Source organism: Tunturiibacter gelidiferens, from assembly GCF_051013345.1.
Classification (GTDB): domain Bacteria; phylum Acidobacteriota; class Terriglobia; order Terriglobales; family Acidobacteriaceae; genus Edaphobacter; species Edaphobacter gelidiferens_A.
The window spans coordinates 215,829-240,799 of sequence record NZ_CP132939.1; the positions used below are offsets into that span (position 1 = coordinate 215,829).

Annotated in this window: 21 protein-coding genes and 3 pseudogenes; 8 read left to right on the top strand and 16 right to left on the bottom strand. The window is 55.6% G+C overall.

Annotation, left to right across the window (positions count from 1 at the left end; genetic code table 11):
- Window positions 1–2: 2 nt before the first annotated feature.
- Window positions 3–1,100 (bottom strand): glycoside hydrolase family 16 protein, encoded by a 1,098-nt coding sequence (locus RBB80_RS01075; protein WP_433966518.1) that lies wholly within the window; start codon window positions 1,098–1,100, stop codon window positions 3–5.
- A 286-nt stretch (window positions 1,101–1,386) separates the two neighbouring features.
- On the opposite strand from RBB80_RS01075, the gene RBB80_RS01080 reads away from it, so the two are divergent.
- Complete coding sequence (locus tag RBB80_RS01080) at window positions 1,387–2,346, top strand: IS5 family transposase (protein WP_433964127.1); 960 nt, start codon at window positions 1,387–1,389, stop codon at window positions 2,344–2,346.
- Between the two features lie 611 nt (window positions 2,347–2,957).
- Here RBB80_RS01080 and mdcH read toward each other — a convergent pair.
- From mdcH to RBB80_RS01115, 7 genes and pseudogenes are all read right to left on the bottom strand, one after another.
- The gene (gene mdcH / locus RBB80_RS01085) at window positions 2,958–3,875 is read right to left on the bottom strand and encodes a malonate decarboxylase subunit epsilon (protein WP_433966519.1); all 918 of its coding nucleotides are present in this window, start codon (window positions 3,873–3,875) and stop codon (window positions 2,958–2,960) included.
- Window positions 3,872–4,114: pseudogene (locus RBB80_RS01090) on the bottom strand (phosphoribosyl-dephospho-CoA transferase MdcG domain-containing protein); the annotation flags it as partial. The pseudogene RBB80_RS01090 and the gene mdcH, both read right to left, overlap by 4 nt.
- Before the next feature lie 26 nt (window positions 4,115–4,140).
- Window positions 4,141–4,293: a hypothetical protein gene (locus RBB80_RS01095; protein ID WP_433970123.1), complete on the bottom strand. Its 153-nt coding sequence runs from the start codon at window positions 4,291–4,293 to the stop codon at window positions 4,141–4,143.
- A 42-nt stretch (window positions 4,294–4,335) separates the two neighbouring features.
- Window positions 4,336–4,485, bottom strand: a pseudogene (locus RBB80_RS01100) (hypothetical protein); the annotation flags it as partial.
- A complete protein-coding gene (locus RBB80_RS01105; RefSeq protein WP_433966520.1) occupies window positions 4,443–5,426 on the bottom strand; it encodes an acyltransferase family protein in 984 nt (327 codons plus the stop codon). The gene RBB80_RS01105 and the pseudogene RBB80_RS01100, both read right to left, overlap by 43 nt.
- A gap of 302 nt (window positions 5,427–5,728) precedes the next feature.
- Entirely contained in the window at window positions 5,729–7,813 is a 2,085-nt protein-coding gene (locus RBB80_RS01110; RefSeq protein WP_433966521.1) for a glycoside hydrolase family 3 C-terminal domain-containing protein, read from the bottom strand.
- Window positions 7,804–7,953 (bottom strand): hypothetical protein, encoded by a 150-nt coding sequence (locus RBB80_RS01115; protein WP_433966522.1) that lies wholly within the window; start codon window positions 7,951–7,953, stop codon window positions 7,804–7,806. Before RBB80_RS01115 ends, RBB80_RS01110 begins: the two co-directional genes overlap by 10 nt.
- Before the next feature lie 136 nt (window positions 7,954–8,089).
- Between RBB80_RS01115 and RBB80_RS01120 the strand changes: the two genes are divergently transcribed.
- The 4 genes from RBB80_RS01120 to RBB80_RS01135 all read left to right on the top strand — a co-directional run bounded on the left by RBB80_RS01120 (window position 8,090) and on the right by RBB80_RS01135 (window position 13,191).
- Window positions 8,090–8,899, top strand: coding sequence for a DeoR/GlpR family DNA-binding transcription regulator (locus RBB80_RS01120; protein WP_433966523.1), 810 nt, complete (start codon window positions 8,090–8,092; stop codon window positions 8,897–8,899).
- A 62-nt stretch (window positions 8,900–8,961) separates the two neighbouring features.
- On the top strand, window positions 8,962–9,747 hold the full coding sequence (locus tag RBB80_RS01125; protein WP_433966524.1) for an SDR family NAD(P)-dependent oxidoreductase: 786 nt from the start codon (window positions 8,962–8,964) through the stop codon (window positions 9,745–9,747).
- Window positions 9,748–9,793: 46 nt separating this feature from the next.
- On the top strand, window positions 9,794–10,798 hold the full coding sequence (locus RBB80_RS01130) for a carboxypeptidase-like regulatory domain-containing protein (RefSeq protein WP_433966525.1): 1,005 nt from the start codon (window positions 9,794–9,796) through the stop codon (window positions 10,796–10,798).
- Window positions 10,768–13,191, top strand: coding sequence for a hypothetical protein (locus RBB80_RS01135; RefSeq protein WP_433966526.1), 2,424 nt, complete (start codon window positions 10,768–10,770; stop codon window positions 13,189–13,191). Before RBB80_RS01130 ends, RBB80_RS01135 begins: the two co-directional genes overlap by 31 nt.
- Window positions 13,192–13,557: 366 nt before the next feature.
- Here the strand turns inward: RBB80_RS01135 and RBB80_RS01140 are convergent, their stop codons facing one another.
- The 3 genes from RBB80_RS01140 to RBB80_RS01150 all read right to left on the bottom strand — a co-directional run bounded on the left by RBB80_RS01140 (window position 13,558) and on the right by RBB80_RS01150 (window position 17,392).
- Entirely contained in the window at window positions 13,558–14,220 is a 663-nt protein-coding gene (locus RBB80_RS01140; RefSeq protein ID WP_433966527.1) for a TetR/AcrR family transcriptional regulator, read from the bottom strand.
- 847 nt (window positions 14,221–15,067) lie between these two features.
- Window positions 15,068–15,808: a 3-oxoacyl-ACP reductase family protein gene (locus tag RBB80_RS01145; RefSeq protein WP_433966528.1), complete on the bottom strand. Its 741-nt coding sequence runs from the start codon at window positions 15,806–15,808 to the stop codon at window positions 15,068–15,070.
- A gap of 473 nt (window positions 15,809–16,281) precedes the next feature.
- Window positions 16,282–17,392, bottom strand: a protein-coding gene (locus tag RBB80_RS01150) for an IS3 family transposase (protein WP_433963841.1) whose coding sequence is annotated in 2 segments (ribosomal slippage) — window positions 16,282–17,140 and window positions 17,139–17,392 — 1,113 coding nt in all. Because the reading frame shifts where the segments join, the coding sequence is not laid out codon by codon here.
- A 102-nt stretch (window positions 17,393–17,494) separates the two neighbouring features.
- On the opposite strand from RBB80_RS01150, the gene RBB80_RS01155 reads away from it, so the two are divergent.
- Window positions 17,495–18,796 (top strand): glycoside hydrolase family 3 C-terminal domain-containing protein, encoded by a 1,302-nt coding sequence (locus RBB80_RS01155; protein WP_433966529.1) that lies wholly within the window; start codon window positions 17,495–17,497, stop codon window positions 18,794–18,796.
- A 369-nt stretch (window positions 18,797–19,165) separates the two neighbouring features.
- On the opposite strand, the pseudogene RBB80_RS01160 reads toward RBB80_RS01155, so the two are convergent.
- The 3 genes and pseudogenes from RBB80_RS01160 to RBB80_RS01170 form a co-directional block, all read right to left on the bottom strand.
- Window positions 19,166–20,136 (bottom strand): annotated as a pseudogene (locus tag RBB80_RS01160) (IS91 family transposase); the annotation flags it as partial.
- A gap of 373 nt (window positions 20,137–20,509) precedes the next feature.
- Window positions 20,510–20,821, bottom strand: coding sequence for a hypothetical protein (locus tag RBB80_RS01165; RefSeq protein ID WP_433966530.1), 312 nt, complete (start codon window positions 20,819–20,821; stop codon window positions 20,510–20,512).
- On the bottom strand, window positions 20,734–21,300 hold the full coding sequence (locus RBB80_RS01170; protein WP_433970043.1) for a DUF362 domain-containing protein: 567 nt from the start codon (window positions 21,298–21,300) through the stop codon (window positions 20,734–20,736). The genes RBB80_RS01165 and RBB80_RS01170 overlap by 88 nt, the downstream gene beginning before the upstream one ends.
- Before the next feature lie 430 nt (window positions 21,301–21,730).
- Between RBB80_RS01170 and RBB80_RS01175 the strand changes: the two genes are divergently transcribed.
- Entirely contained in the window at window positions 21,731–21,898 is a 168-nt protein-coding gene (locus RBB80_RS01175; protein WP_433966531.1) for a hypothetical protein, read from the top strand.
- 619 nt (window positions 21,899–22,517) lie between these two features.
- Here the strand turns inward: RBB80_RS01175 and RBB80_RS01180 are convergent.
- Entirely contained in the window at window positions 22,518–22,811 is a 294-nt protein-coding gene (locus RBB80_RS01180) for a DDE-type integrase/transposase/recombinase (RefSeq protein WP_433969623.1), read from the bottom strand.
- Between the two features lie 27 nt (window positions 22,812–22,838).
- Between RBB80_RS01180 and RBB80_RS01185 the strand changes: the two genes are divergently transcribed.
- A protein-coding gene (locus RBB80_RS01185) for an IS3 family transposase (protein ID WP_433966532.1) occupies window positions 22,839–23,949 on the top strand; the annotation gives its coding sequence in 2 pieces (ribosomal slippage) (window positions 22,839–23,092 and window positions 23,091–23,949; 1,113 coding nt in all).
- 627 nt (window positions 23,950–24,576) lie between these two features.
- On the opposite strand, the gene RBB80_RS01190 is transcribed toward RBB80_RS01185, so the two are convergent.
- Window positions 24,577–24,948, bottom strand: coding sequence for a hypothetical protein (locus RBB80_RS01190; protein ID WP_433966533.1), 372 nt, complete (start codon window positions 24,946–24,948; stop codon window positions 24,577–24,579).
- Window positions 24,949–24,971: the final 23 nt, after the last annotated feature.

Below are 24,971 nucleotides of genomic sequence, written 5' to 3' on the forward strand. Positions count from 1 at the left end.
TTTCACGGTAGGAATTCGAATTTTTCAATCACAACCTCGACCGATTGTTGAGATGAAGTCTTCGTAGGTCGATAACTGTACAAGCCCATGTGAACCGTTTCCTTGGCAGGAGTCGGAACCCCCGAGGTAAAGATGTGTTCACTAATGGTCGCGGCTCCGGGGCCTATCCCCGATCCGCGGACAGTCTTAAAGGAAGCGCGTCCGGACTCCCAACGTAACACGTGGGTCAGCACTCCGGCCGGGGCCGTGAATCGAGAGACGTTTTCAGGGACATAAAAAGGTTGGACAACATATTGCGCGTTCTTGCTGTCTGCAATACCCCAGCGGCTCAATTCGATGTCAAGTTCACCAGGAATTTCATCCGTTCGAAAGTCATCATTTGTATACAACCCCAGAGCAGCAGATGGGCCAAAATGACCGGTATCCTGAACGACAAAGATGTACGAACCATAACCCAGACTGCGGGTCAGACTCACCTCGGCACATGTCCATAGGCCATCATGCTCCTCCATGCGAAGATGCAGATAGCCGTTCTTATCGGTCCACACGTTCGATGGATCGTAGGAGTTGGGTTGCCCTCCTCGGTCGCTCGCCGCGTTACGCACGCCCCAGTCATATCCACTAAAGTGGATGACCTTAGAAACAATCGGTGCAGCAGGCATGCCCTTCGAAGTAGCGATTGCGACCACGCCGTTGCCTTCTGCAGGTAAAGCCGGAAGCTTCGTAGCCGGATGAAAGCCGGGCTCAACTAGCATCGCCGCATAATCGGTGCCGAGATGGGTCGAATTCCTCCACGTCGAGTCGGGTTGGATTTCCGTAAAAGGCTGATTCGCAAAAGGTTGAATCCACCAAATACCGCTGCGTGCGTAAAGTACGATCTGTTGACCAGGTTTGGCGCCGTTCGCCCGTCCTTCGATAAAGTCCAGTTGTACCGGACCTCCAGGATTGGCGGCGGGGACTAGCGTGATTTGAACGTTTGGTTTGGGTGGTACCCTATTCGAATTGCAGGCAGATAGAAAAACGCTCACGAACATGAGAAGTATATTCGATCGATGCTTTTTGATGGAGGAAGTGCAAGGGAAGGTTTCATATTCCTCCAAATGTTCGCAAGATTTTAGCTGTTAGCGGAGCCGAACTCCGCAAGCAAAAGATTACACAATCTGCCTGCTATCGCACCACGTTTTTGGATTGTCATAGCGGTGGTTCTCAGACGCCAGTCATATATATATACGCTTCGACTGGGAATACCGATGCTGATCTATGGAGAAACCCTGGCGCGGTGTTCCGATGATAATTCGACATTCCGCTCGGACATCTAAGGAGAGTCTGCACAAGTTCTGCATCGCTTGCCTGATTGATTAATCTGATAGCTGCGAGGAGATTGCGATGAAGCAGCAGAGTCTGTCGAGTCAGGGTGTGTTTGAGAAGTACGGGCGGAAGAGTCGGCGGGAGTTGTTTCTGGACGAGATGGAGCAGGTGGTTCCATGGTCTGCGCTGGAAGCCCTGGTACGACCGCACTATGCGAAGGCGGGCAAGGGACGGCAGCCGGTAGGGTTGGCGATCATGCTGCGGACTTACTTTGTGCAGCAGTGGTTCAATCTGTCGGACCCTGGGGTGGAAGAGGCGTTGTACGAGTCTGCGGCGCTGCGGCGGTTCGTTGGCGTGGACCTTGGGATTGCGCCTGCGCCGGATGAGACGACCATCCTGCGGTTCCGTCATCTGCTGGAGAGGCACGAGCTGGGCGGGTTGATGCTGGATGCGGTGAACGTGCATCTGGATGCCAGGGGCATCCGGATCGCGACGGGCACGATTGTCGATGCGACCATCCTGCATGCGCCTTCGTCGACCCAGAACGCGAGTGGCGAGCGCGACCCGGCGATGCACCAGACCAGGAAGGGCAACCAGTGGTACTTCGGCCTGAAGGCGCATATCGGCGTGGACGCGAGGGAGGGCATCGTCCACTCTGTGGCGACGAGCGCAGCCAGCGTGGCGGACTGCCACATGTTACCGGAACTGCTGCACGGCCAAGAGCGTAAGGTGTGGGGCGACGGCGGCTATCAGGGCCAGACCGACGCCATCCAAGAGGCCGCTCCGAAGGCACAGGACATGACCTGCAAGCGGACGAAGTTCAAAAACTATGTCGACGAGTTACAGAAAAAGAAGAACCGGAGTAAGTCGAGGGTGCGGGCCAAGGTAGAACATCCGTTCCGGATCCTGAAGCGCATCTTCGGCTTCGACAAAGTGAGATACAGAGGCATCGCGAAGAACCATCACCGCCTGTGCGCGAACTTCGCGCTGGTGAACCTGTACCTGCACCGCAAACGTCTGGCAGTCCTTGGGCAGTAGTGCGCCTGGAAGCCCCGGAAAACGGGCGGATGCGCGTTCCAATTAGCCCTCCAACAGCATCAAACCAACCAAAACCCGCGCATCTTCCATGCCCACTCCCTGACCCCAGAAAGTCAGACGCCTACGCAGAGGTTCCCTAAGTCGAATTCAGAGTCGCTAACCTTCGCGCCTGCGTTTCACGTTCGCGGTCTCTTTCGTGTAGTCCGTGTGTAGCGGAGAACGTTTTTGGAACATACGGACGAAGTCCGTCGATTTGTTGAGCGGGAACAATGGGAACAACCTAGTGAGGCAATCATCCCAGATGATCCTAAATCGGAAGCCTCCCCGGACGGGAGGCTTTCACGTGTTTTGGGTAAATAACTTGTTTTGAATAACATGTCGCTTTATGACTACGGTCGCGTATTGGTCGTGCGCTGCCCTGCTGATTAGAGGCGATCTTCCAACTCTTTTGGAATGTGCAAAATGCGGATGGCGCAAAATGGGTGACGCCAACCTTTTTCAAGGTCGTTCTCCTTGATGGTTTGCTGCTCGGTAGTGTGCTGACACGAACTCCGCTCAAGGTATTTCTCCAGGGTCAGCCGAGCTAGCGCTTGCAAGTGGCATTAACGACTTCAGCTTTGAGCACGTTTGAAGAGCCTATCTATGCTGCCAGAAACGACGGGAAATGCCTCGACCTCCGACAGATTCTCGCGGACGAGGTCGCTCGAAGCATGGCCGGGCGGCATTTCCAGAAAACGCTGGCAACCTAATTCTTGCGCCACACTGGTAGCGTCGTGCCATCGCACTCCGTGAGCGATGTTGTCTGCCAGATCTGTTGCAATACCGACTGCGGAACGAATAGCTCTCGCTTTAACATTGGAGATATAGACGAACTGCGGATCACGAATTTGCATCGATCGCAATTGTTCCCGAAGAGATTTTGCGATCGGTTGCAATAGCGGGCAGTGAGATGGAACAGAGACAGGTAGAAGCTCAGCTTTGCGTGCTCCCAACTCGACAGCTCGGCTTAACACCTCTTTCATCCCGTCGATAGAGCCAGCAATCACGATCTGTCGCGGAGCATTGATGTTCCCCACGAACACTGGATCAGTTTCACTGCTGACGGCTTTGACGAGTCCACTGACTTGAGTCTCATTCAGACCAATGAGCGCTGCCAAACCGTAGCCGCTTGGATACATCATCTCCATCTCTTCGGCACGAGACCGTACCAGTTTGGTGGCATCGCTAAGGGAGATTGCTTCCGCGACCACTGCAGCAGCAAAAGCTCCGATCGATAGACCGGCAACCGCGATGGGTTGCACCCCACTCTGTATCAGGACACGCGCCGTGGCGACCCCTGAGGCCAGAAGCGCGAGTTGAATAGATATTGTCGACTTGAGAGCATTCTCCGAGTCGGCAACTCGGACGTCGAAGCCCAAAGTTTGACTCATCTCCTGCAACACCTCTTCCGCCGCTCGATGGGATATGAGGTGGTGAAGCATCTCAGGCTCCTGAGAACCCTGCCCAGGGAACAGGAATGCGACCTTCATTCATTGCCCCCTGCCAGTTGATTCCATGGGTCGGTTGTGAGTCGGGGACCCATCGAAGTACGAACGAGGAGCTTCTCAGAGTTCCTGCGAACATATTCTTCCAAAGAGAACCCACACGAGGGTGTCTCAATTCGCACGTCAACCTTAGCCGGCGCTAGAGCGATCTTCTTCCACAAATGCTGAGCGAAATCTCTATCAAAGCGACCTGGAGCACTGATTACGAGGTCAAGATCACTTTCTCGCGTGACGACAGGTGCACGGCTGGCTAGCTCATATCCAACGCTCCCGCCTGGCCCCCGATCGTTAGTGAGCGAGCCAACTCGATCTCCAGGAAACGCAGTGCCTGCATTGCTGGAAGACTAAGCCTCACCGTATTCGCCAGACCTGAGCGCAGATGCCATGGAGCGATCGTCTTCACTATCTGCTCCTTCCTCATGAACCCACCCCACCGTTGTTGCCGCTCCTGTCCACGTACTCCGACAGCGATTCGACCCTCTGGGGAAATAGCACGCCGTGCGATGACCCAGGGATATTTCTCTAACGCAAGCCTAACCCATGTCGGTTCGGCTATGCGTTCGTGCGCTTGATGCCGTAACGACGGGTCAGCCAAGCACGAACAGGCTCATCCAGATATTTCAGCGCAATCCATGCCACCGTGATCGCAAATGGCAGAACCAGGAAAATCCAGGTCAGCACCACTGTCTTGCCTGGATCTCGGGTATGAGCGAAGTTCGCAAGCACATATACGAACGGGATGTGGGTGATGTAGAGGGGATATGAGAGCTTACCGCTGAAGTTGCAAAGCCTCATCATGCCCGCGCCCGCTTCAGAGTGTGCTCCACAAAGAATGATGAGGGGAAACAACAAGATCACACACATTGCGTCGTAGAGACCGTTTAGAGAAAGACCGCCGGCATCGGGAAATTTCGGCATCTGGAAAACCACTACAAGAACGATCGAAAGAGCCAGAAGTCCAATTTTGGGGCGGCGAATACGATCCTGAACACGGTAGAGCCAAAGCCCCATGACGAAGGAAACCGTCAACCGCAAGGGCGCCATCCAAATCACCGGATATCCCCAGCCTCCATCAAGCGAACCTTTCGTATTCGCAACCCAGATAAGAAGCAGTCCAGACAACCCAAAGATGATCCCCAGGCTGATCGCACGGAGCCTGCGAAGAATTAGAGCGTACGCGATGTTTCCGAGATACTCCTGCATGAGTGACCAAGCTGGCCCATTGAGCGCCTGAGTTTCCTCTGGCCTTCCCCCGACTGGAGGTGAAGGCAATAGCAGCAATGAGGTCACATAAGCCAGCAGCAATAGCGGGGCTGGAGTGTGGTTTATAGCCTTGCCGAAGGGATCGAAGAGATAGCCCAGAAGCCCAAAAGTCGCGCCCAAGAGTGCCAGAGGATGGAGCCGGATGAGCCGAATGCGGAAGAATTGGGGGATCGACATCCTCGTCCAACGGTCATCGTATGCATAAGCGACGACAAAGCCGGAAAGCCCGAAGAAGAAATCGATTGCCAGGTATGCGTGGCGTAACAGACTCAAAGGGGAGTTGAAGCCAAATGCGTAATTGAAGAGATGGAAATGACAATCAGAAATGCCGCGCTTCCTCTCAAGCCGTCCAGCACTTCAAAATGGGTCTTTCCACTGCTTGTTCGATCAGCTCGGACTGCATCATTGGTCCGATCTAAAGCTGATACGTTGTTCATCCGAAATTTCTCCTTGATTCGACGCTGATAAACGAACTGTAGGGGAATCCATACGGCATTCGCCGTGCTCGTGGTTGCGAGTCCCGAGGCGTTTGCCTTCCTTGTGCGTGAAGCAAGCGCCTTGGGCTACGACCGTCTTTAGCGAACCTGAAGGTGTCCTTTCAGGGGTGTGTTGTCTGAGGATGGCCCAACGAGGACTTCATATTCTCCTGTGGCGAGCTTCCAGCGATCGCTTGATTCATCGAATGTCTGCAATACTCGCGGATCAATCGCAACGGTGACAGTCTGCGATTCACCCGGAGCCAGTGCGATTTGCTTCCAAGCAGCCAGCCGCTTGAAAGACTCGTCTGAACCTTGAGGCAGCCTTGCATATACTTCTGCAATTTCAGTACCTGCACGCTTTCCGACATTCTTGACGGTGAATCGTGCCGCCCTTGCATGCGAATCAACGGTCAGACCGGAATAAGCATACGAGGTGTAAGACAGGCCGAATCCGAACGCGAATAGCGATTGCTTGTGCTCTGCCTCGTACCATTTGTAGCCAACCTTCAGACCTTCGTCATAGGTGATTGCATATTTCGATTCCACATGCGCGCGATCGTCTACCGCTCCCGTGCCAGCACCCTTGTCTTCAGGGGCGAGAGGCGGGATGACAGGATGGGGCAGATCGGAGTCGCTCTTCGGAAAGGTTATCGCCAGCTTGCCTGTGGCATTTACGTCGCCCAAGAGTACATTGGCCAGAGCCTTATGTCCGCTGCTGCCGGCGTACCAAGCCTCAACGACACCGGCGACCTTGTCGAGCCACGGCATGATCACAGCCGTACCTGACTCTAAGACGACGATGGTATGCGGATTGGCCGCCGCTATCTGTTGAATGAGCGCATCCTGATTGTCAGGGAGAGCCAGAGTGGGAAGGTCCATGCCTTCGGCCTGCCATTGATAGGCAAAGACGATGGCCACATCGGCCGACTTCGCCAACGCCGCTGCCGAGGCGAGTTCCTCACCTGAGTTGTACTCGATCTTTGCGCTCGGCAGCGTTGCACGAAGCGCCTTCAGCGGAGAGGTTGGAAACCAGATATGGTCCTGCCAGTGGGTCGCGCCCTGGCCGGGAGGCATGATGGCGTTCCCGCCGGGAGGATCTACCTGGGCCGAGCCGCCGCCGGAGAGCATACCGACGTCAGCATGGCCGCCGATAAGGGCGATGCTGCGGACCTTGGCTGGGTCGAGCGGAAGGATGGCATTCTCGTTTTTCAAGAGCACGATGCTCTTTTCTTCGAGTTGCTGGGCCGTATCGAACCCACCCTGGACATCCACGACGCTCTTTTCCGCAGGATGATCCACGATGCCGGAGAGAAACTCAGCGTAGAGTACACGGCGGGCGTGGCCATCGATCTGGGTCATTGGAACCTTGCCAGCTTCGACGGCTTGTTTGAGGGCTGGACCGAAGAAGTCGGCCATAGGCTGCTCCTGGTCGAGCCCTGCAGCAGAGGCCTTTTCCGTGCTGTGCGTACCGCCCCAGTCGGAGATGACGAAGCCTTCGAAGCCCCACTCTCCTTTGAGTACGTCACGCAGCAAGTATGAGTTCTCGCATCCGTAATCGCCGTTGATGCGGTTGTAGGAGCACATGACCGCCCCGGGATGCGCGATATCGATCCCGATATGAAAGGCAAGCAAGTCGCTCTCCTGCATCGCTCGCTTGGAGATAATGGTGTTGACGATGTTGCGGCCTGTCTCCTGATCGTTCATCGCGTAATGCTTGATATCACCGATGACATATTCGGCCTGCTCACATTTCATGAGATTGCCGACCATTGTTCCGGCAAGTAAGGGATCCTCGCCTGCGTATTCGAAGGTTCGCCCATCTCGCGGTTCGCGGGTTAGGTTCACGCCACCGCCGAGAGTCATGTTCATGCCCTGCGCGCGCACCTCTCGCCCGATGAGTGCACCGTATTTGCAGGCTGCTTGAGGGTCCCAGCTCGACGTCGCCCCAAGAGCGGAAGGCAGGGCTGTTGAATAGCGCCCGTTCGCTCCACTATCGCGCACGCCGTACGCGGCGTCTGAAATGTATAGCGGAGGGATGCCGAGCCGCTGAATACCCTCGACATATCCCGCCGCCCCGTTGGCAAGATGGGTCTTCGGCATCTGCCACTGTGAAGCGTGAGCCATCCCGTTGCCGTGCAGCAGAGTGAGTTTCTCGTCCAGCGTCATTTGCTTCAGAACCATCTCGGCCCGCGCTTCGGGGGAAGACTCGTATCCATCCAGGGTTGCGCAATCTGAGCGATCGAAAACGGAATAGCGGTCAGTAGACCCAACGTCCCCGCACAAAAACCTGTCAGCCGGGCTAGACTGCTCCAAAGGTTCATTTTCTGCATCCTTCCTCTTTGCAGGGTTTCCACAGCGTGTGCTCGTGCCTTCGCAGCTCACGAGAACTGACCGCGATGTAACCGTGAAATTTGTTCTGGTCTTGACAATACATGCCTGATGTTGCATGGTCAATACATGATTGTGCATGATTCTAGCAAAGTCGGAAAAAACTCGTCTCTCCCAGCGGATCGGGAGAGACGGATCCTGGACCGCCTTGACCGAGATGGGCAGGTAAACGCCACCGCTTTGGCAGAAGAGTTTTCGACCTCGGAAGACACCATCCGTCGTGACCTGCGCGAGCTTGCCGCGCGGGGCCTCTGCCAACGAGTCTACGGTGGTGCCGTGGTGATTTCCCCGGCCTCGACGCCGATCGCTGTGCGCGTAGGCGAGTCGAACGATCGTAAAGAAGCATTAGGGAGAATGCTAGCGACGCTGCTTCGACCGAAGCAGTTCGTTTACATCGACGCCGGCTCTACCAACCTGGAATTTGCACGCGTGTTGCCCCACGATCTTCCCCTCACCGTCGCGACCCATGATCCTGCGATTGCCGCGTGCGTCATGGGAAAGTCCGCGGTCAAACTGCTGTTGATTGGCGGCAGCGTCAATCGAGAGGTTGGAGCTGCCCTCGGGGGCCGTACCATGCGTGAGGTTGCGGGGATGCGCCCAGACCTGCTCGTACTCGGCGTGTGCTCTATTCACGCGAACGAAGGGCTGGGAGCGTTCGATGCTGACGATGCCGAAATGAAGAGGACGTTGATTCAAATGGCGGGTTCAGTAGCCGTGGCTGTCCTGAATGAAAAGCTGGAGTCGGTTGCCGCACACAAGGTGTCGGAGATCGATTCGATTGCAGATGTGGTGGTAGAAGCCGACGCGCCAGCCTCCGCGATGACGGCCCTTTCAGAGAGAGGATTGCGGCTTCATCAAGCTGCTCCTGCAACGCATTGAAACTTCGATCGTGCCGCCAGATCGGGGGATTCGCCGCCCGCTCAACTAGCAAGGAGATGACCATGAAGGGTATTAGCAAGAAGCGCGTCTTCGTCACAGGTGCTACACAGGGAATCGGAAGAGCGGTCGCGGAACGCTTCCTTCAAGAAGGGGCTTCTGTGCTGCTGACCGATGTAGTAGCGGACTCGGTCATCACTGAGACAGTGGATCGCCTGAACGGTCGCTTTCCCGGGTTCGCTTTTGGAATGCGTGTCGATCTTACTGATGAGAAGCAGGTCATCGCGGGCTTCGAGCACATGCGAGATGTTCTTGGCGGCTGCGACATCCTGATCAACAATGCGGGGATCAATCGCCAGAACCCCTCCCACAAATTCACTGCAAGCGACTTCGATCAAGTGCTTGGGGTGAATCTTCGAGGCGCGTTTCTTTGCAGCAGGGAAGCCCTGAAGCTGTTTGTCGAGCAGGGGGCCGGGATTATTCTGAACAACTCTTCCAATCACGAGTTGGTCCCGAAGCCTGAGTTCCTGGCTTACTCGGTAAGCAAAGGCGGTCTAGGCAATCTCACGCGCACTTTGGCGCTTGAATATTCGGATCGCGGCATTCGTGTGAACGCGGTTGCGCCGGGAGCGACGATTACACCGCTCAACGCTTCGTGGACGGACGATCCGGTGGTTCGGAAGAAGGTTGAAAGTCACATCCCTTTCGGTCGTTCCGCGTCGGCAGTGGAGATCGCTGGCGTCTTCGCGTTTCTGGCCAGCGATGACGCAGCCTACATCACGGGGCAGACTCTCTATGTCGATGGGGGACTGACTCTCCATACTGACTTCAAAAATAACTGGTCGTCATAGAGGCGGACGAGGCGCTGCCCTCGTTTGCAGCACCTGAAAGGAACACATGCGTCGCTGGGCAAACGCGAGGCTGGCCTTGATCGGCAAGTATCCGCGCACAATATTGCTTTCTGTTCTTCTTGTTGTGGCTGGAGATGGTTGGAGTCAAACGGCGCCGACTCTGGCATGGCGCGGCGTGCTCCAAGACAAAACCGCCCAACACATCTCGCAAGCGACGGTGAAACTCGACGCGGGGAATGAACACAAAGAGGCAGCGACCGACCAAGACGGAGTGTTCCTCTTTAGCTCGATGCTTCCGAGGACCTACCACGTTTCTGTGGTTATAAATGGGCGGGTATATCGAAGCAGTGCGGACATTAAGATTTCGGCGCAGGCGGCGGTCACGCTTACGCTTCAGGGAGATGGTGGATTATCCGTTGGTGTTCAGCAGGAGAAGGCAGCGGCTGGTGGCGAACAATTGACCAGCAAAGCCGTCAGCGAAATCCCTCTCAATAAGCGAGACTTCAGCCAACTGCTTCTGCTTGCGGCGGGGACTGCCGCCGATTCGAGCGGGGCCTACAACTTCACCCAGCAGTTCGCCATCAATGGGCAGCGCGGCGTGGAAGCTACATTTGCGCTTGACGGTGCTGATTCGAGCGACCCGGAGCTTGGCGGAGGTACGTTTACCAATTTCAACGTCGATGCCGTGCTCGAACTTCAGTCTCTCTCCGGCGTCATGCCCGCAGAGATCGGCCGGGGGCCTCGGGCTTCACAGACGTCCTCACCCGGTCCGGCTCGGACGCACTTCACGGTTCGGTGTTTGAGTTCCTGCGAAACTCCGCCCTGGACGCGCGTAACTACTTCGACTTCTCCTCACCAGCAAATCCTGGGCGCATCCCGCCATTCAAGCGAAACGAGTTCGGCTTTACGAACGGTGGGCCGATTCTCATCCCACACGTCTACGACGGTCGCGGTAAGGCATATTACTTCGGGGAGTATCAAGGCTTCCGTCAAGTCCTTGGCACGACGCAGGTCTTGTCAGTGCCTACGGCGCAGCAGCGAACAGGAGTAGATACGAGCGCCTTTCCTGGCGACACGCTCATCGTACCGGTCAATAGTTCCATCGCTGGGGTGCTCGCTCGTTATCCTCTTCCGAACTTTACTGGAGGCACGTTCGGAGCGAATACGTACGCCACCTCCTCCAAGGTTGTGACCAACGCCAATCAATTTTCTATTCGGATCGACTACCAGTTAGGGCCGAAGAACCACATCTTCGGACGGTTCACTTTGGACAATCTGGACGGTCCGATCACGAACCCGGATCAGACTGTCATCGACCCGAACTTCGGTGTGGTCTATATGGACAGGCAACGAAACGGAGTTGTCACCTGGGTGCGTACGGTCTCACCGCACCTGGTCTTCGAGTCGTCACTGAGCTTTGAGCGGACAACGCCGGCCTTCCCGACGACCGACACAACTGACCCAGCCGTTAAGTTTAACGATGCTCTCTTCGAACCGTTCAATGCTCCCGGCGGCACAGTTACGCGTGCCTTTGGCAATTTGTTTCAAGGCCGAGAAAACGTGACGATCACCACAACCAGCCATGCTTTCAAAGCTGGTGTAGACGTCCGTTTGAACCGGGATTCCACTTATTTCGGTATATCACCGAACGGCGAGTACGATTTCGGGGGCGGGACGTCCTACTCGCCAGTTGCGATTGCATCACAAAGTGGCACTCACAACATCCGGGTCGGTGACCCGCTGCCCGACACGCTTTCGGCTCTGCTCACTGGCAGCCCTTTTGCCTACACTCGGGCCGTTGCCCCGTCAGACTTCTCCAATGGGCAGAACATTGGTCCTGCGGCCGACAGTCGCAACGCCTTCGAGTTTTATGCCGAAGACTCCTGGAAAGCGACGTCGCGAATCATACTTAACTATGGCTTGCGTTACGAGCTCTACACACCCATCTCGGACCGTGAGAAGCGCACGTCTGGAGTTTACCCGACGCCGGATGGCGGCCAGGAGTTCATGATTAATCCTCAGCATCCCCGTTATCGCAGTGACATGAACAACTGGGGACCGCGTGTAGAGCTCGACTACCGCTTCAGCGATCACTTCCGTGGCCATGCCGCGGCTGGATTAACTACCATCCCGCCGAACATCTGGCAGAATAACAACCTGACCGGTGGTCTTCCTTTCGTCATCTATCCGCGAGTCACAGCAGCTCCAGGTGAACAGATCTCATACGGCTTTCAGATCCCGTCTTCACTACCGCTGACCGCTTACACCCCTGCCGGAGTAAACATCTTTGCGAATGGAACGAAGGCTGTGCCGGCAAACACCGTCCTTGATGTAGCGAGGCTGGAGCAAGACATCGCAGCGCTATCCGGTCAGCCCTCGCCACTCAACGTGCAAGCGATCAGCCGAGGATTCGGCAACGCGGGACTCGCAACGTGGACGTTGGGGCTGGAGCGGTCGCTAGGAAACGTCACAGTTTCAGCAAACTACGTTGGAACAACAGCGTGGAAACTGTCGCGGATTTCGTTCCCGAATGCCTATCCTGGCGCCATAGCTGGAGTCGCGCGGTTTACGGAGTTCAATGCAGCCGGCGTTCCCGTTGGCGGCTTCGGAACCGAGAGTATTGCTACGCCGACCTCGCACTCGAACTATAACGCGCTTCAGCTTTCAGCCGCTGGTCCGACGGGGCACGGTGGACCGGGAATTCAGGCAAGCTATACCTACTCCAAATCCATCGACGATACCAGCACGGTAAGTGGAACATCGGCAACGAGCACCGTTGGCGCTATCGCTCAGGCTGCCCCGCAAAACCCATTTGATACGCATCCAGAACGCGGTCCGTCTACCTTCGATCAAACGCATTCCTTTTCGCTGAGCCTGGCGCAAGAGCTTCCGTTTCAGAGTGTCACTTTTCTGGATGCGATCAACAAGAAGGTCACAGAAGGCTGGCAGCTCATCAGCGTGTCCAGCATTTCGAGTGGGACGCCCTTCACGGTGTACTCCGGAATTCAGCAAACCGGCGTAGGCTCGGCAAACTCAGACCGCCCGGATCAGATTGCTACACCCGATCTGTCAACAGCACGTGCAAGACGCGAAGACTACTTCGGGCGTGGAGCAAATAATGCTTCTTTCTTCTCCATCCCAATCAACTTGGTCGGGGGGACTGGTCCTAATCAGGGACGTTTCGGCACTCTTGGCCGCAATACCTTCCGTGGACCTGCATATTACGACTTCGACATATCACTCGTGAAAGACACGCCGATGGGCAAACGAAAGTCGGGAAGCGAGCTCGTTGATGTACAGTTTCGATCTGAGTTCTTCAACATCTTCAACATCGCCAATCTGGGCCTTCCCGCGAACACGATCCTTGGATCAGGCTTCGGCCTCATCAACCGCACTGCTGGAAGTTCTCGCCAAATTCAATTTTCTCTGAAATTTGCTTATTAGGACTGCCTGGACTTTACGAACTTCTTCCTCATACAAGACCACCGACCTGTCTGCTTCTAAGGGGGCTGATTTCGCCCGAGGGATCTTCTAGTAGTAGTTCGGCGCGCTGGTCCCGAAATGAGAAAATCGCAGTTCAGGACAAGGGTAGACATGGCTTACCCAATAGTCCCGCTAGCACTGCTTCATTTTTAGTAACCCAGTCGGCGAGAGGCCACTTGTCCGCAAAACCGGCTCTTGTCCGAAATGGCGACTTTTCGTCCATGTGGCTTGCTCTCAGTTGTCATTGGGTGATTGCTTTCGTCGTCGCCCCAGATGATCTGATGATCTACTGAACGGCATCAAAGCAAAGCAACTTAAGATCGGCGCTCAGAGTACCTCAACCTGCATCAGCTTCCACATTACGTTCGCAACCAAGCGAGCATGCGCGACGATGTCCTTCTTTTCACAAGTTCTTATCCCGTGCAGTACCTCTTCAAAGAGGCCGGCCCGAAGCAGCGCCTCAAAGACGTTTCCGGCACTCCGCGGACTCTTGACCTTCCACTTGTTGGTTCGCGCGCAACGGTCAATGTACTTCACAAATATCTCGGTCCTTCCGCTCACCACTTCCCTCTGATATCGCCGACCGAGTTCGGGAAAACGATGTGCGTCCCGGGTCACTACGCGATAAAGGGACAGTTGCTCGTCCGAGAGCACATGGTCGAGATACTCTTTCCCTCCAGCCGTTAGACCTTGGACGGAGGCATCGTCAAACCATGGGTACCTCAAAGCGAGAGATGCTACGTTCTGTTCTCCGGGCGCGACTCCGTTGTCGTGGCATACCGCCTGCATCACGGCGCTGAACAACTCATCTTTGTTCTCGAAGTGGCGATAGATTGTCTTGACCGAAACCTCCGCCAACTCCGCGATGCCGTCCATCGAAGTCTGGGCGTACCCGCTATCCAGGAACGCCCGCCTCGCCGCAGCCACAATAGCTGTGCGCTTTTGCTCCATCAGAGCTGCTTTTGGATTGTCTTCAGACCATTGCTTCACGCTCTACCTCCGAAACTGTGCCGGAACTGGATCAACGGGTGGGCGTCGCATCAGGAAGATTCACCCGTCAAAACGATCCTATTTCCACTCTTTCACAATTTAGATGAATCGACAACGATAGTTGTCACATCCATGGAAACGTACGTTGTCATATGCAGCAGAGGAGATGAGATGGATAATCAATTTGTGGTCGCCGAGAAACAGAAGATCAGTAATAGAAACGACACCCTCGCCGACAATTGGAGACTGAAAAGAGCGGGATCGACAGCACCTAATTCACATCAGATTTGAGCCACTGTTTCCCTTTGCTCTACTTCTGAAATAAGCATTCTGCAACGCACAAGGGGAATGGCTCCCAAGACGCCAAAGCTGCAGTCAATGAGTCGCCATGGGACCGGAATGCCGCGAACATGGCCGGCAATGAGAGCGAGTGGAATAACCCCTCCGCACGCAATCAAACCAAACGTAATGATCCACTTGTTGCGTACGGCATCTTGGTACGGCCCTACAAACAAAAGAGCGAGCACAAAGTGGGCGAAGGCCAACCAGTCCGTTCCATATGCCAGGAACGGATACTGCGCGTTCGTTACGGAAAGAGCATCGTGCACGCGAGCGATCCAGTGCAGCAGATGAGTAGCTTCGGCAACTCGCAGCACCCTCCGTAAGCCTGTGGAGGCTGCGCTCTCATTCGCCTTGAAGTCGGCGCCAAGAGCGGCAGCTGATAGAACGAGTGCGATTCCTTAAATTGAAAGCGAGCCGATTCACGTTAGGTTGTCGGCTCGCAACCATATCTGCGTGGAGACACATTTCTTAAGGCAGATCTGGGCTAAATGAGAGTTGTGCTGCTTTATGCATTCATTCCGCCGTCAACGGTCAGATTCGCTCCGGTGATGTAAGAAGATTCAGGGCCGGCGACGAACGCCACCATTGCCGCGATCTCCTCAACGCGCCCATAGCGGTCGAGCGCTGTAGCGGCCTTCTGCGGTACCGCCCAATCACCCGAGGCAGGATTTAAATCCGTATCGATCGGACCCGGCTGCACGTTGTTGACCGTGATGCCCCGGCTTCCGACCTCTCTGGACAGCGCCTGAGTAAACATCTTGACTGCTCCCTTCGTGGCTGCATAGGGGACGAGCCCGGGTGCAGCAGTACGCTCGCCCACGCACGAACCGACGTTGATGATTCGGCCCCCATCCCCCAAGTGCTTAAGCGCCGCCTGACTCGCGGCGAATACACCACGAATGTTGATGTTGATCACGAGGTCCATCTCCTCCAGCGTCGCCTCTTCGAACAGCTTCGGAATGGCCGTGCCGGCGTTGTTCACAAGTACGTCCAACCGGCCGAAGGTCGCGACGGTCTTTTCGACCGCGGCTTTGACCGCTTCGACATTAACAGCGTCTGCTTGGATCGCAAGGGCCTTTCCGCCGCCGAGTTCAATCGCCTTGACTACAGCCGAGGCCGCACTGGCGCCCTTGGCGTACGTGAAGGCTACGTTTGCACCATCGGCAGCCAGACGCTTCGCAATCGCTGCGCCAATACCTCTAGAAGCGCCGGTAACAAGTGCCACTTTGTTTGCTAACTTAGACATGGATCTCCTTGGTTTATGAAAAATGATTGATCGATTCGCTGATCAACTGACCGCCAGCCATTCGGCCTGCCAGACACTAATCTGATGTGTGAGTTCCGAATCAGATTTGGCAACCTTGGGAATACCGACTATTCCTCAGAGGAATGCAAAACTGGTGCGTAATTCATGTTGCAGACCTTCAATTGCTGCCACGTATCGTTGAAAGCACTTTTTGAGTTACGAAGACTCCCTGTTCGCAATACAGCGGCATACTTGAACGCAGAGGCGTTCAGGTATGGCCGCTTGAGTGCTCTTTCAGAGATCTAGCGGGACGCCAATTCGTGGCCGAAGGGATAGTCGTTATAACCCTTCGAGTCGAAGGTGTCGAAGGGGTTGGTTTGCCCGATCTTTTGTGCCAGTGAGGAGTTAGTGTAGCGCGTTCATTGAAGGGCCTAATTTTCCTGTACCAAGGTCAGAGTTAGTCTTCGACCTGTTTAGGTTCCAGCCAGATCGCGGCTAGCCGCGATCTGGCTGGCGAACTCGCTCGGCGTCCTGTCATCGAGAGCTGCGTGAGGACGACTCTCATTATATTCCTGCCGCCATGCTTCGATCAGGTGTCTTGCCTCCTTCAAATCGAGGAACCAGTGGATATTCAGACATTCACTTCGCAGGGTTCCGTTGAAGCTTTCAACGAAGGCGTTGTCTGTTGGCTTGCCTGGTCTGGAGAAGTCGATCTTAGCGCTGTTGCGATAAGCCCATAGATCCATCGCCTGACTGGTGAACTCGCTGCCGTTGTCACAGAACAGCACCTTCGGCACGCCACGGTCTAGCTTCAACTGGTTCAGTGTCCGCACAACATCGTCTCCTTTCAGGCTCTGTCCTACTTGAATCGCTACAGCTTCTCTCGTATGCACATCCACGATCGTCAAGGCGCGGAACCGCGTTCCATCCTGCAGCTGATCCATCACGAAGTCCATACTCCAGGCTTCGTTCGGAGCCGTAGGCTTGATCCGATCCTCACGAGTTCGAGATGCCTTCCGCTTCCCGGCAGGCTTCATCCTCTTCAGCGTCAGTCCTTCTTCCTTGTACAGCCGGTACACCAAGTACTTGCCCACATCCCAGCCTTCGCGGTTCAACAGCACGCGGATCTTGCGGTATCCATAACGCACTCTTGCCTGAGCGATCTCGCGGATCCTCATCCGCAGTTCAGTCCGTGGATCGAGACAGCTTCGGTAGCGGTAGGTCGCTCGAGGGACGCGTAGAACACGACAGGCATGCCGTTCGCTTACCAGGTAGCTTCCAACCAGCCGCTCCACCATCGGCCCACGCCGCGAAGGCTTCACCATTTTTTGAGAGCACATCCTGCAGCATCGTCTTGTCCAGCGTTAGCTCTGCAACAAGCTGCTTCAAACGCAGGTTCTCTTCTTGTAACTGAGCCATCTTGCGAACTTCGTCCACCTCTAGGCCAGCGTACTTCGCCTTCCACCGGTAGTACGTCTGCTCGCTAATCCCCGCCTTGCGGATCACCTCCGCGACAGGAACGCCTACTTGCGCCTGCTTCAGCACACCAATCATCTGCTCTACCGTGAACCGTCTCTTCCTCATCCAAATCCTCCTCAGCCATAGGGTTAGATTTGGTCGAAGACTAACATTTCTCCTGGCTCAAAATTACCGGGGCCCATCAGCAGCGCCACCTACCTCGCGCATATGAAGTCTCTGCTTGATCAGGGGCAGCTAACCCCAACTCAGCTTGACGATCTTGTCCGCCCTATCCTCGCAGCAAAATATCATCTGGGGCTTTTTGAGAACCCGTATGCGGATGCTACGGAACAGACCCACGCCGAGATGCTTGCGAAGCATCGTCAGATGGCGAGAACCGCAGCTGCACGTTCTGTTGTGTTGCTTAGGAACGAAGGCAGTCTGCTGCCGCTGGCAAAGACTACAAAGCATATTGCCGTTATCGGGCCGCTGGGCAATAGCAAGGGCGATATGAATGGACCCTGGAGCCTGACTGCCAAGGCAGAAGATACAGTTTCTGTCTTCGACGGTATCCGCGCAAAGCTACCCGATTCGCACGTGGAATACGCAGAGGGCGTGCAGATAGCCAAGGCGTTTCCTTCTTCATTCGATGGCTTTATCGGGCCCAAGATAGAGACGCCCTGGAGTCCCGAAGAGGCGGACCGCCAGATGACGGGCGCGCTGCAGTTGGCCGGGAAATCTGACGTGGTGATCATGACCCTCGGCGAGCTAAGCGTTATGGATTTCGAGTACTCCTCGCGTTCGTCGCTCAGTCTTCCCGGCAAGCAACTGGAACTTCTCGAGAAGATTCAAGCGCTTGGTAAACCTGTCGTGTTGCTGCTCTTCAGCACCCGTCCGCTCGATCTCTCGTGGGCTTCAGAACACATTCCAGCGATTATGGATTGTTACTTTGGAGGCACGGAGACAGGGAATGCAGTTGCTGATCTTCTGGTGGGTGATGCGGTACCCGGGGGCAAGCTGCCGGTTACCTGGCCACGAACCGGTGGGCAAATTCCAATCTATTACGCGCATACCACCTCGCATAAGCCTTACGATTCGCCGGACTTTACCTCCCGCTATTGGGACGCTCCCACCTCACCTCTTTACCCCTTTGGGTATGGGCTGGGCTATTCGACCTTCTCAATCTCCGATCTTCGCCTGAGCGCTAAAACCGCTCCCTTGGACGGATCGATCACGGCAACGGTCACGGTTACAAATACTGGCGCAAGGGCAGCCGACGAAGTGGTGCAGCTTTATCTGCATCAGCGATTCGGTTCGGCATCGAGACCCGTTCGTGAGTTGAAGGGTTTCCGTCGTATTACGCTACAACCGGGGCAAAAACAGGAGGTCAGCTTCACGATCGGCCGCGATGAGCGAAACTATTGGAGCGCCGCGAAGAATGGATGGGTTGTAGAACCTTCCGACTTCGACGTGTGGGTTGGCAACAGTTCGACAGCCACACTGCACGACAGCTTCTCGGTGATGCAGTAAGAAGTACCGGGAACGTTCGTTTGGAGCAAGGACAGGTCTCTCGAAGTAGGGCAGTAATCGCCAAAGTCTGCGGAAATCGTCAGTGCTCACAAGTCTTAGTGCTGTATCTGGAGCGCCCGCAGCACGACGGCATGGTAGCGGCGCCGGTCTATGGGAGTTGAATAGGCTTGAGTTGCTTGTGGTGGCCAGTGTGCCAGAGGTTCGGGTGTGCCGAGGGCTCCTGAGTTACGTGTTGATGGCAGCAGATGAGCTTCGGCACGTTGCCTAAGCGTGCAGGCAGACGAAGACAGAGGCGGTAAAGGGCACTCAGGGAGCAGACCGGGTATGCATGCAAGAACATAGCGTCGGTGCGAGGCTGAGGTTGGACGTTCATGCAGCACGCCTGTCTGTGTAGGGTGTAGAGCGAAGGAGCAACTGCGCCGCTTCAGCCGTTCGATGACGTGCATCGTTCCACCGCAGAGCGGGCACTTCGGAAGCGTAGGTGGTCGGGTGACTTGAGGTGCTTGGCCTGATGGATCGGGTTCACGCTGGAGCAGGTCGAAGCAGAGCGGCAGCAACGTGGCTCGTTGCCGGTTGGCAAGGAAGCCGAAGTTGCGGATGCGGACGAAGCCGCGTGGGACCAGGTGCAGGAGAAAGCGGCGCAGGAACTCGTCGACCGGCAGGCTCATGACTCGCTTCTTGTTGCCGTGCGTGGAATCTCGCCAGCGGAAGCTGACCTTGCCTTCGGAGAGGGTGACCAGCCTGCTGTTGGCAATGCCGACCCGATGGGTGTATGCGCCGAGATAGCGCAAGGCATGTTCCGGCCCACCGAAGTGCCGCTTGGAGTAGACGACCCAATCGTGACGGAAGAGGAGTCTGAGCCAGGCGGCGAAGCTGGGTCGATCGGCCAACGATGTGAGGTGGCCATGTAACTCAAGCTTGCCTTCACTGAACGCGGCCTTCAGGCCAGCGACGAACTTGCCGCGGAAGACACGTCCGAGCACCTTGACCGGAAGGAAGAATGTGCTTCGGGCGGCGATCCAACTGGAGTGATCCGGAGCCAGACCGCCAGAGGCGATCACGCAGTGAACGTGCGGATGATGCTGCAACCTCTGGTTCCAGGTGTGGAGGACACTGAAGAAGCCTATCTCGGCGCCAAGGTGTCGAGGATCGCGTGCGATCTCCAGCAACGTTGCGGCACTGGCGTGGAACAGCAGGCCATAGAGCAGCCGCTTGTTCTGGAGCGCCAGGGGAGCCAGTTCACGCGGCAGCGTGAATACCGCATGGACGTAGCGGGTGGGCAACAGCTCGCGTTCGCGCTGCTGTAGCCAACGGATGCGGGCGTTGCCCTGGCATCTCGGGACAGTCTTGTCAAAGGGGTTGTCGTCAAACGGATCCGGCTTCCGGTCGAACTTCGTATATGAAGTATCCACTCCCTCATGGATGCGAAACTCATTGAGGTAGGTCAGATCGGCCGGATTCAATTCTCCGCTGCCGTGATTCTTCGGGTCAGTGTCGTGGTACGCCACTCCTTCGCCGCCGAGATCATAATAGGCGCACAACACCCGACCCGGTACTTTCTGTGGGCCGCCTTGATAGTGGCTGTCGTGATAGGGCATGCCCCTATACTGGCTCAAAAATGGCTGGGAAAACGCACTTGCCGCTAACACCGATGTTGCGGTCAAGCACAAGAACAAGACGTTCCTGCTCATCTTCATCTCCTCTTGGTCCCGATCAGCCCACCTGGAAAAGCTCGACCCCGTGCGCCTTTCCGAGATTGCCCGAGTACTTCTTGTCCGCTCCATTGTTCCAATGCTCATGTACGCCAAGGCTGCGGCATCGGATGCCATCGCGTTCAGGATCGTAGAACGTCTTCGAAGGTGGATCATTAGCCAGAGCGGCTTCGCGCAGATAGTTGTCGGCATTCTTAATATCCACGAGATCAGGCCGTTCCGAGGTCAGAAAATCGAAGCCGACCGAATCGACCGCCACACCGTCCAACGACGTGAAAATGCTGCTCGGCCAGGCATCGTTGAAAGGGGCCATCTTCCATTTGCGCTTTGGTGGTCCATCCGCGTTCTCGCTTCCGTAGAGCCCGTCGACGACAAAAGCATGGTCTTCTCGCCAAGATCCTTATGACCCAGGAAATCGACGAATGCGGAGTAACTTGGGGAACCGTTATGGTTGGGAGGAAAGCCGTCGTGCGCGTTTTTGCGCCAGTCGGGATTGATGCTTGTGGCGCCGAACAGATTCTTAGCACAAAGCGTCACCCCTGAACTCACATGCCCTTTTAGCAATGCCGCATCGATTAGGTAGGCAGCCTCGACGACCGTGGTATCGAGACCCGAAGCATTGCGGCTGGGAACCGAGAAAGGGATCGCGTTGGGCTTGAACTCGGCTTTCAGGCGCCCGTCGCCGCCGATACCTTCGCCAGCGAACGCCGGTGCTCGTACTCCGGGACAACGGGCATGACGGTCAGCTTCAACGGTAGCGGTTCGACGGACCTGGGACAGCCGCTGACGTATGCGTGGAGCTTCGGGACCGCACGACCGGGACCTACGTAAGTCCGACCATACCTATGCTGGCACCGGTACGTATCGCAGGGTAACTTTGCAGCAAACTTTGATGTGCTCCGGTTCGCGGCTGGAACGACGGCAATTGCGTCCCCTACCACCGTCCACTGAGTTTCCCAGCTTAGCTCGGATGGCCCCGTACAATGGCTATCCGCACGAAACTTTGCTTATCTTCGCCTCTTTAATTGAATAACCGCCGAGTTTGACATTCATTCTTAGAAAAGCCCAAAAAGCATGGAATAAATCTGTCTCATCTCCGTTTTAGGAGGTATGTGATGCCAGACTCTTCTTTAATCGGAGGTTCGATCTTGCGCTTCGGCACCATTCTTGATCTTCCCCTCGTGCTCACCCGCATCTGAAAGCGACGAACAAGAGTTACCGCGTGAATAAAACCTATATCAAGGTGAAGGGCCCGGAGAAGTATCTCGACCGAGCTGTGGACTCCAGCGGGCTGACCGCCGATTTTCTGCTCAACAGTCTTAGTTCCACAGATGCACAACGCGGCTATCGCCACGCAATCGACGATCACGACAACTTCGAGAACGATTAATTCGACTCCAAAATCGCGACCATGCCACCCGATATGGTTATGGTTGATGTTGCCCAGTTTGTCGCGAATCGCTGCCACATCCCGCGTTCGTCCTACGTGATGTTCCCTCTGCTCTTCAGCATGTCTCTTGAAGGGCCGGGGTTTCGCGCGAGGCGTAGCAGTCAGCGCACAGCAGTTCGAGCCTCGAAGCACTGCGCATGCACGCCTCCTCAAGGAGTTGCGAACCGCCCTGAAAATTACAGAAAAAACTGTAGATGAACTCGCCTACTCTATTCAGAGAGGCACGACCCTGATCGTTTGTCAGTCCGCAGACACGAAATACCCGCAGGACTGCTTTTTGCCCGCCTCCCGATTCAGCCGCTTTCTTCACCGACCGCAATGGCGTCACTGGCAGGAGCGGCTCCACATGAGCTACATGACACAAAGTCCAGCCTATAGTCGTGATGGCATTGTCAACTTAAGACGTTGAGGGACATTCTGAGCTGGGAACGCTGCGGGTCTTGCGCTGGCTTAGGCCGCGGTCACTTCCCGCCAGACCGCGAATGACCGCGATCGCAGGAGCCGGTGATTGCTAGACCTCAATAAGTGTCGGCCTACACGGAACAGATTTCGGACGGCATCATTGAGGGAGAGAAAACGTTGTAGCGTGCCTGGCAGATTTGAATCGGCGCATTTGCCGTTCCCGTTGGCGCGTCGGCTGATGCGAGGCTTCGACGCGATTGTTGGCGTACCGCTCCACCCTGTGAGTCACGTTGCTGAAGATGCTTCGCATGGCAGCGGTGTAGCTTCTCAATTTGTCGGTAATGATCTGCAGTGGTTCCGCACCCTGGCCACGCAAGAGTTTTCGAAAGAATCGCTCTGTGATGGGCCCCGGTAATTTTGAGCCAGGAGAAATGTTAGTCTTCGACCAAATCTAACCCTATGGCTGAGGAGGATTTGGATGAGGAAGAGACGGTTCACGGTAGAGCAGATGATTGGTGTGCTGAAGCAGGCGCAAGTAGGCGTTCCTGTCGCGGAGGTGATCCGCAAGGCGGGGATTAGCGAGCAGACGTACTACCGGTGGAAGGCGAAGTACGCTGGCCTAGAGGTGGACGAAGTTCGCAAGATGGCTCAGTTACAAGAAGAGAACCTGCGTTTGAAGCAGCTTGTTGCAGAGCTAACGCTGGACAAGACGATGCTGCAGGATGTGCTCTCAAAAAATGGTGAAGCCTTCGCGGCGTGGGCCGATGGTGGAGCGGCTGGTTGGAAGCTACCTGGTAAGCGAACGGCATGCCTGTCGTGTTCTACGCGTCCCTCGAGCGACCTACCGCTACCGAAGCTGTCTCGATCCACGGACTGAACTGCGGATGAGGATCCGCGAGATCGCTCAGGCAAGAGTGCGTTATGGATACCGCAAGATCCGCGTGCTGTTGAACCGCGAAGGCTGGGATGTGGGCAAGTACTTGGTGTACCGGCTGTACAAGGAAGAAGGACTGACGCTGAAGAGGATGAAGCCTGCCGGGAAGCGGAAGGCATCTCGAACTCGTGAGGATCGGATCAAGCCTACGGCTCCGAACGAAGCCTGGAGTATGGACTTCGTGATGGATCAGCTGCAGGATGGAACGCGGTTCCGCGCCTTGACGATCGTGGATGTGCATACGAGAGAAGCTGTAGCGATTCAAGTAGGACAGAGCCTGAAAGGAGACGATGTTGTGCGGACACTGAACCAGTTGAAGCTAGACCGTGGCGTGCCGAAGGTGCTGTTCTGTGACAACGGCAGCGAGTTCACCAGTCAGGCGATGGATCTATGGGCTTATCGCAACAGCGCTAAGATCGACTTCTCCAGACCAGGCAAGCCAACAGACAACGCCTTCGTTGAAAGCTTCAACGGAACCCTGCGAAGTGAATGTCTGAATATCCACTGGTTCCTCGATTTGAAGGAGGCAAGACACCTGATCGAAGCATGGCGGCAGGAATATAATGAGAGTCGTCCTCACGCATCTCTCGATGACAGGACGCCGAGCGAGTTCGCCAGCCAGATCGCGGCTAGCCGCGATCTGGCTGGAACCTAAACAGGTCGAAGACTAACTCTGACCTTGGTACAGGAAAATTAGGCCCTTCATCACTTCGAAGAAATATTAATTAGCCATCGTTCGAGAAGATCGATCAATTCCTGCAGTGGTCTGATCCACGTGTCTGCGTTGGTCTCACGATAGGTATCTTTCACGAGCACCGTAAGTCCATGTCCGTTTAGAACACGGAAAGCGTCTTCATCCGTCAGGTCGTCACCCATAGGCACATCGATTGCAGACGTCGCACGCACGCTCCCGAAACCCAATTTGCCCGCGAATGTTAGCAAACAGCTTTTGCAGAGATTCAGACTCGGCCGATTCGCACAATAAAGGCACTGGTTCCCCTGGGTATGTGCCTGATCTCTACTCGGTTTGATTCTCCAGACGCGACGGCACGCACGGTTGGGAGCACGAACCCGTGAGGCGTGACAAACGGCACGCCACACGGGTTTTCAATGATCGCACCGCCGATCCCAGCGTGTTCGGCGCGCCGGAAGTTGGAGGTTGCCGGACCGCCGCTACTCGAGTAGATATCAGAGGTTTAGGCTCGTCGCGCGAATGGCGTCTGCATTGCCAGGCCCGATATCCATGATCCATCAGCTGAACCGGTGGCCCCAAGCCGGATCTTTACTCACTGAACGGAATGCCAAACGCGAGCAGGGCGGTCGATGGTGGTCGATGTTGTGAGCCGATAACTGTTGGTTCCTTACCCATACCTTTCCAGACCGAAAACGCCGCATCATTCATATAAAGAAGACGCACCTGGTCGCTGGTTTCGCCTCTCTGGCTGTAGATGCTTACTGTTCTTAAGAGTTTTGTCTGGTCTGACTCAGTAATGAAAGAGCTCATGCTTATCGCAGGCGCATTCTGAATATCTCGTACCTCGCTTTCACTTTGCGCGATGATTCGGTAGTTCAAAGCATCGGTAGAGTGCATCGCTTCAAGCTGAAATAAGACGTCATTCGAGGTTTCACCGGCTGGAGATCGGGTATCGTCCATGTTCCTCCCTTGGCACGAGCCAC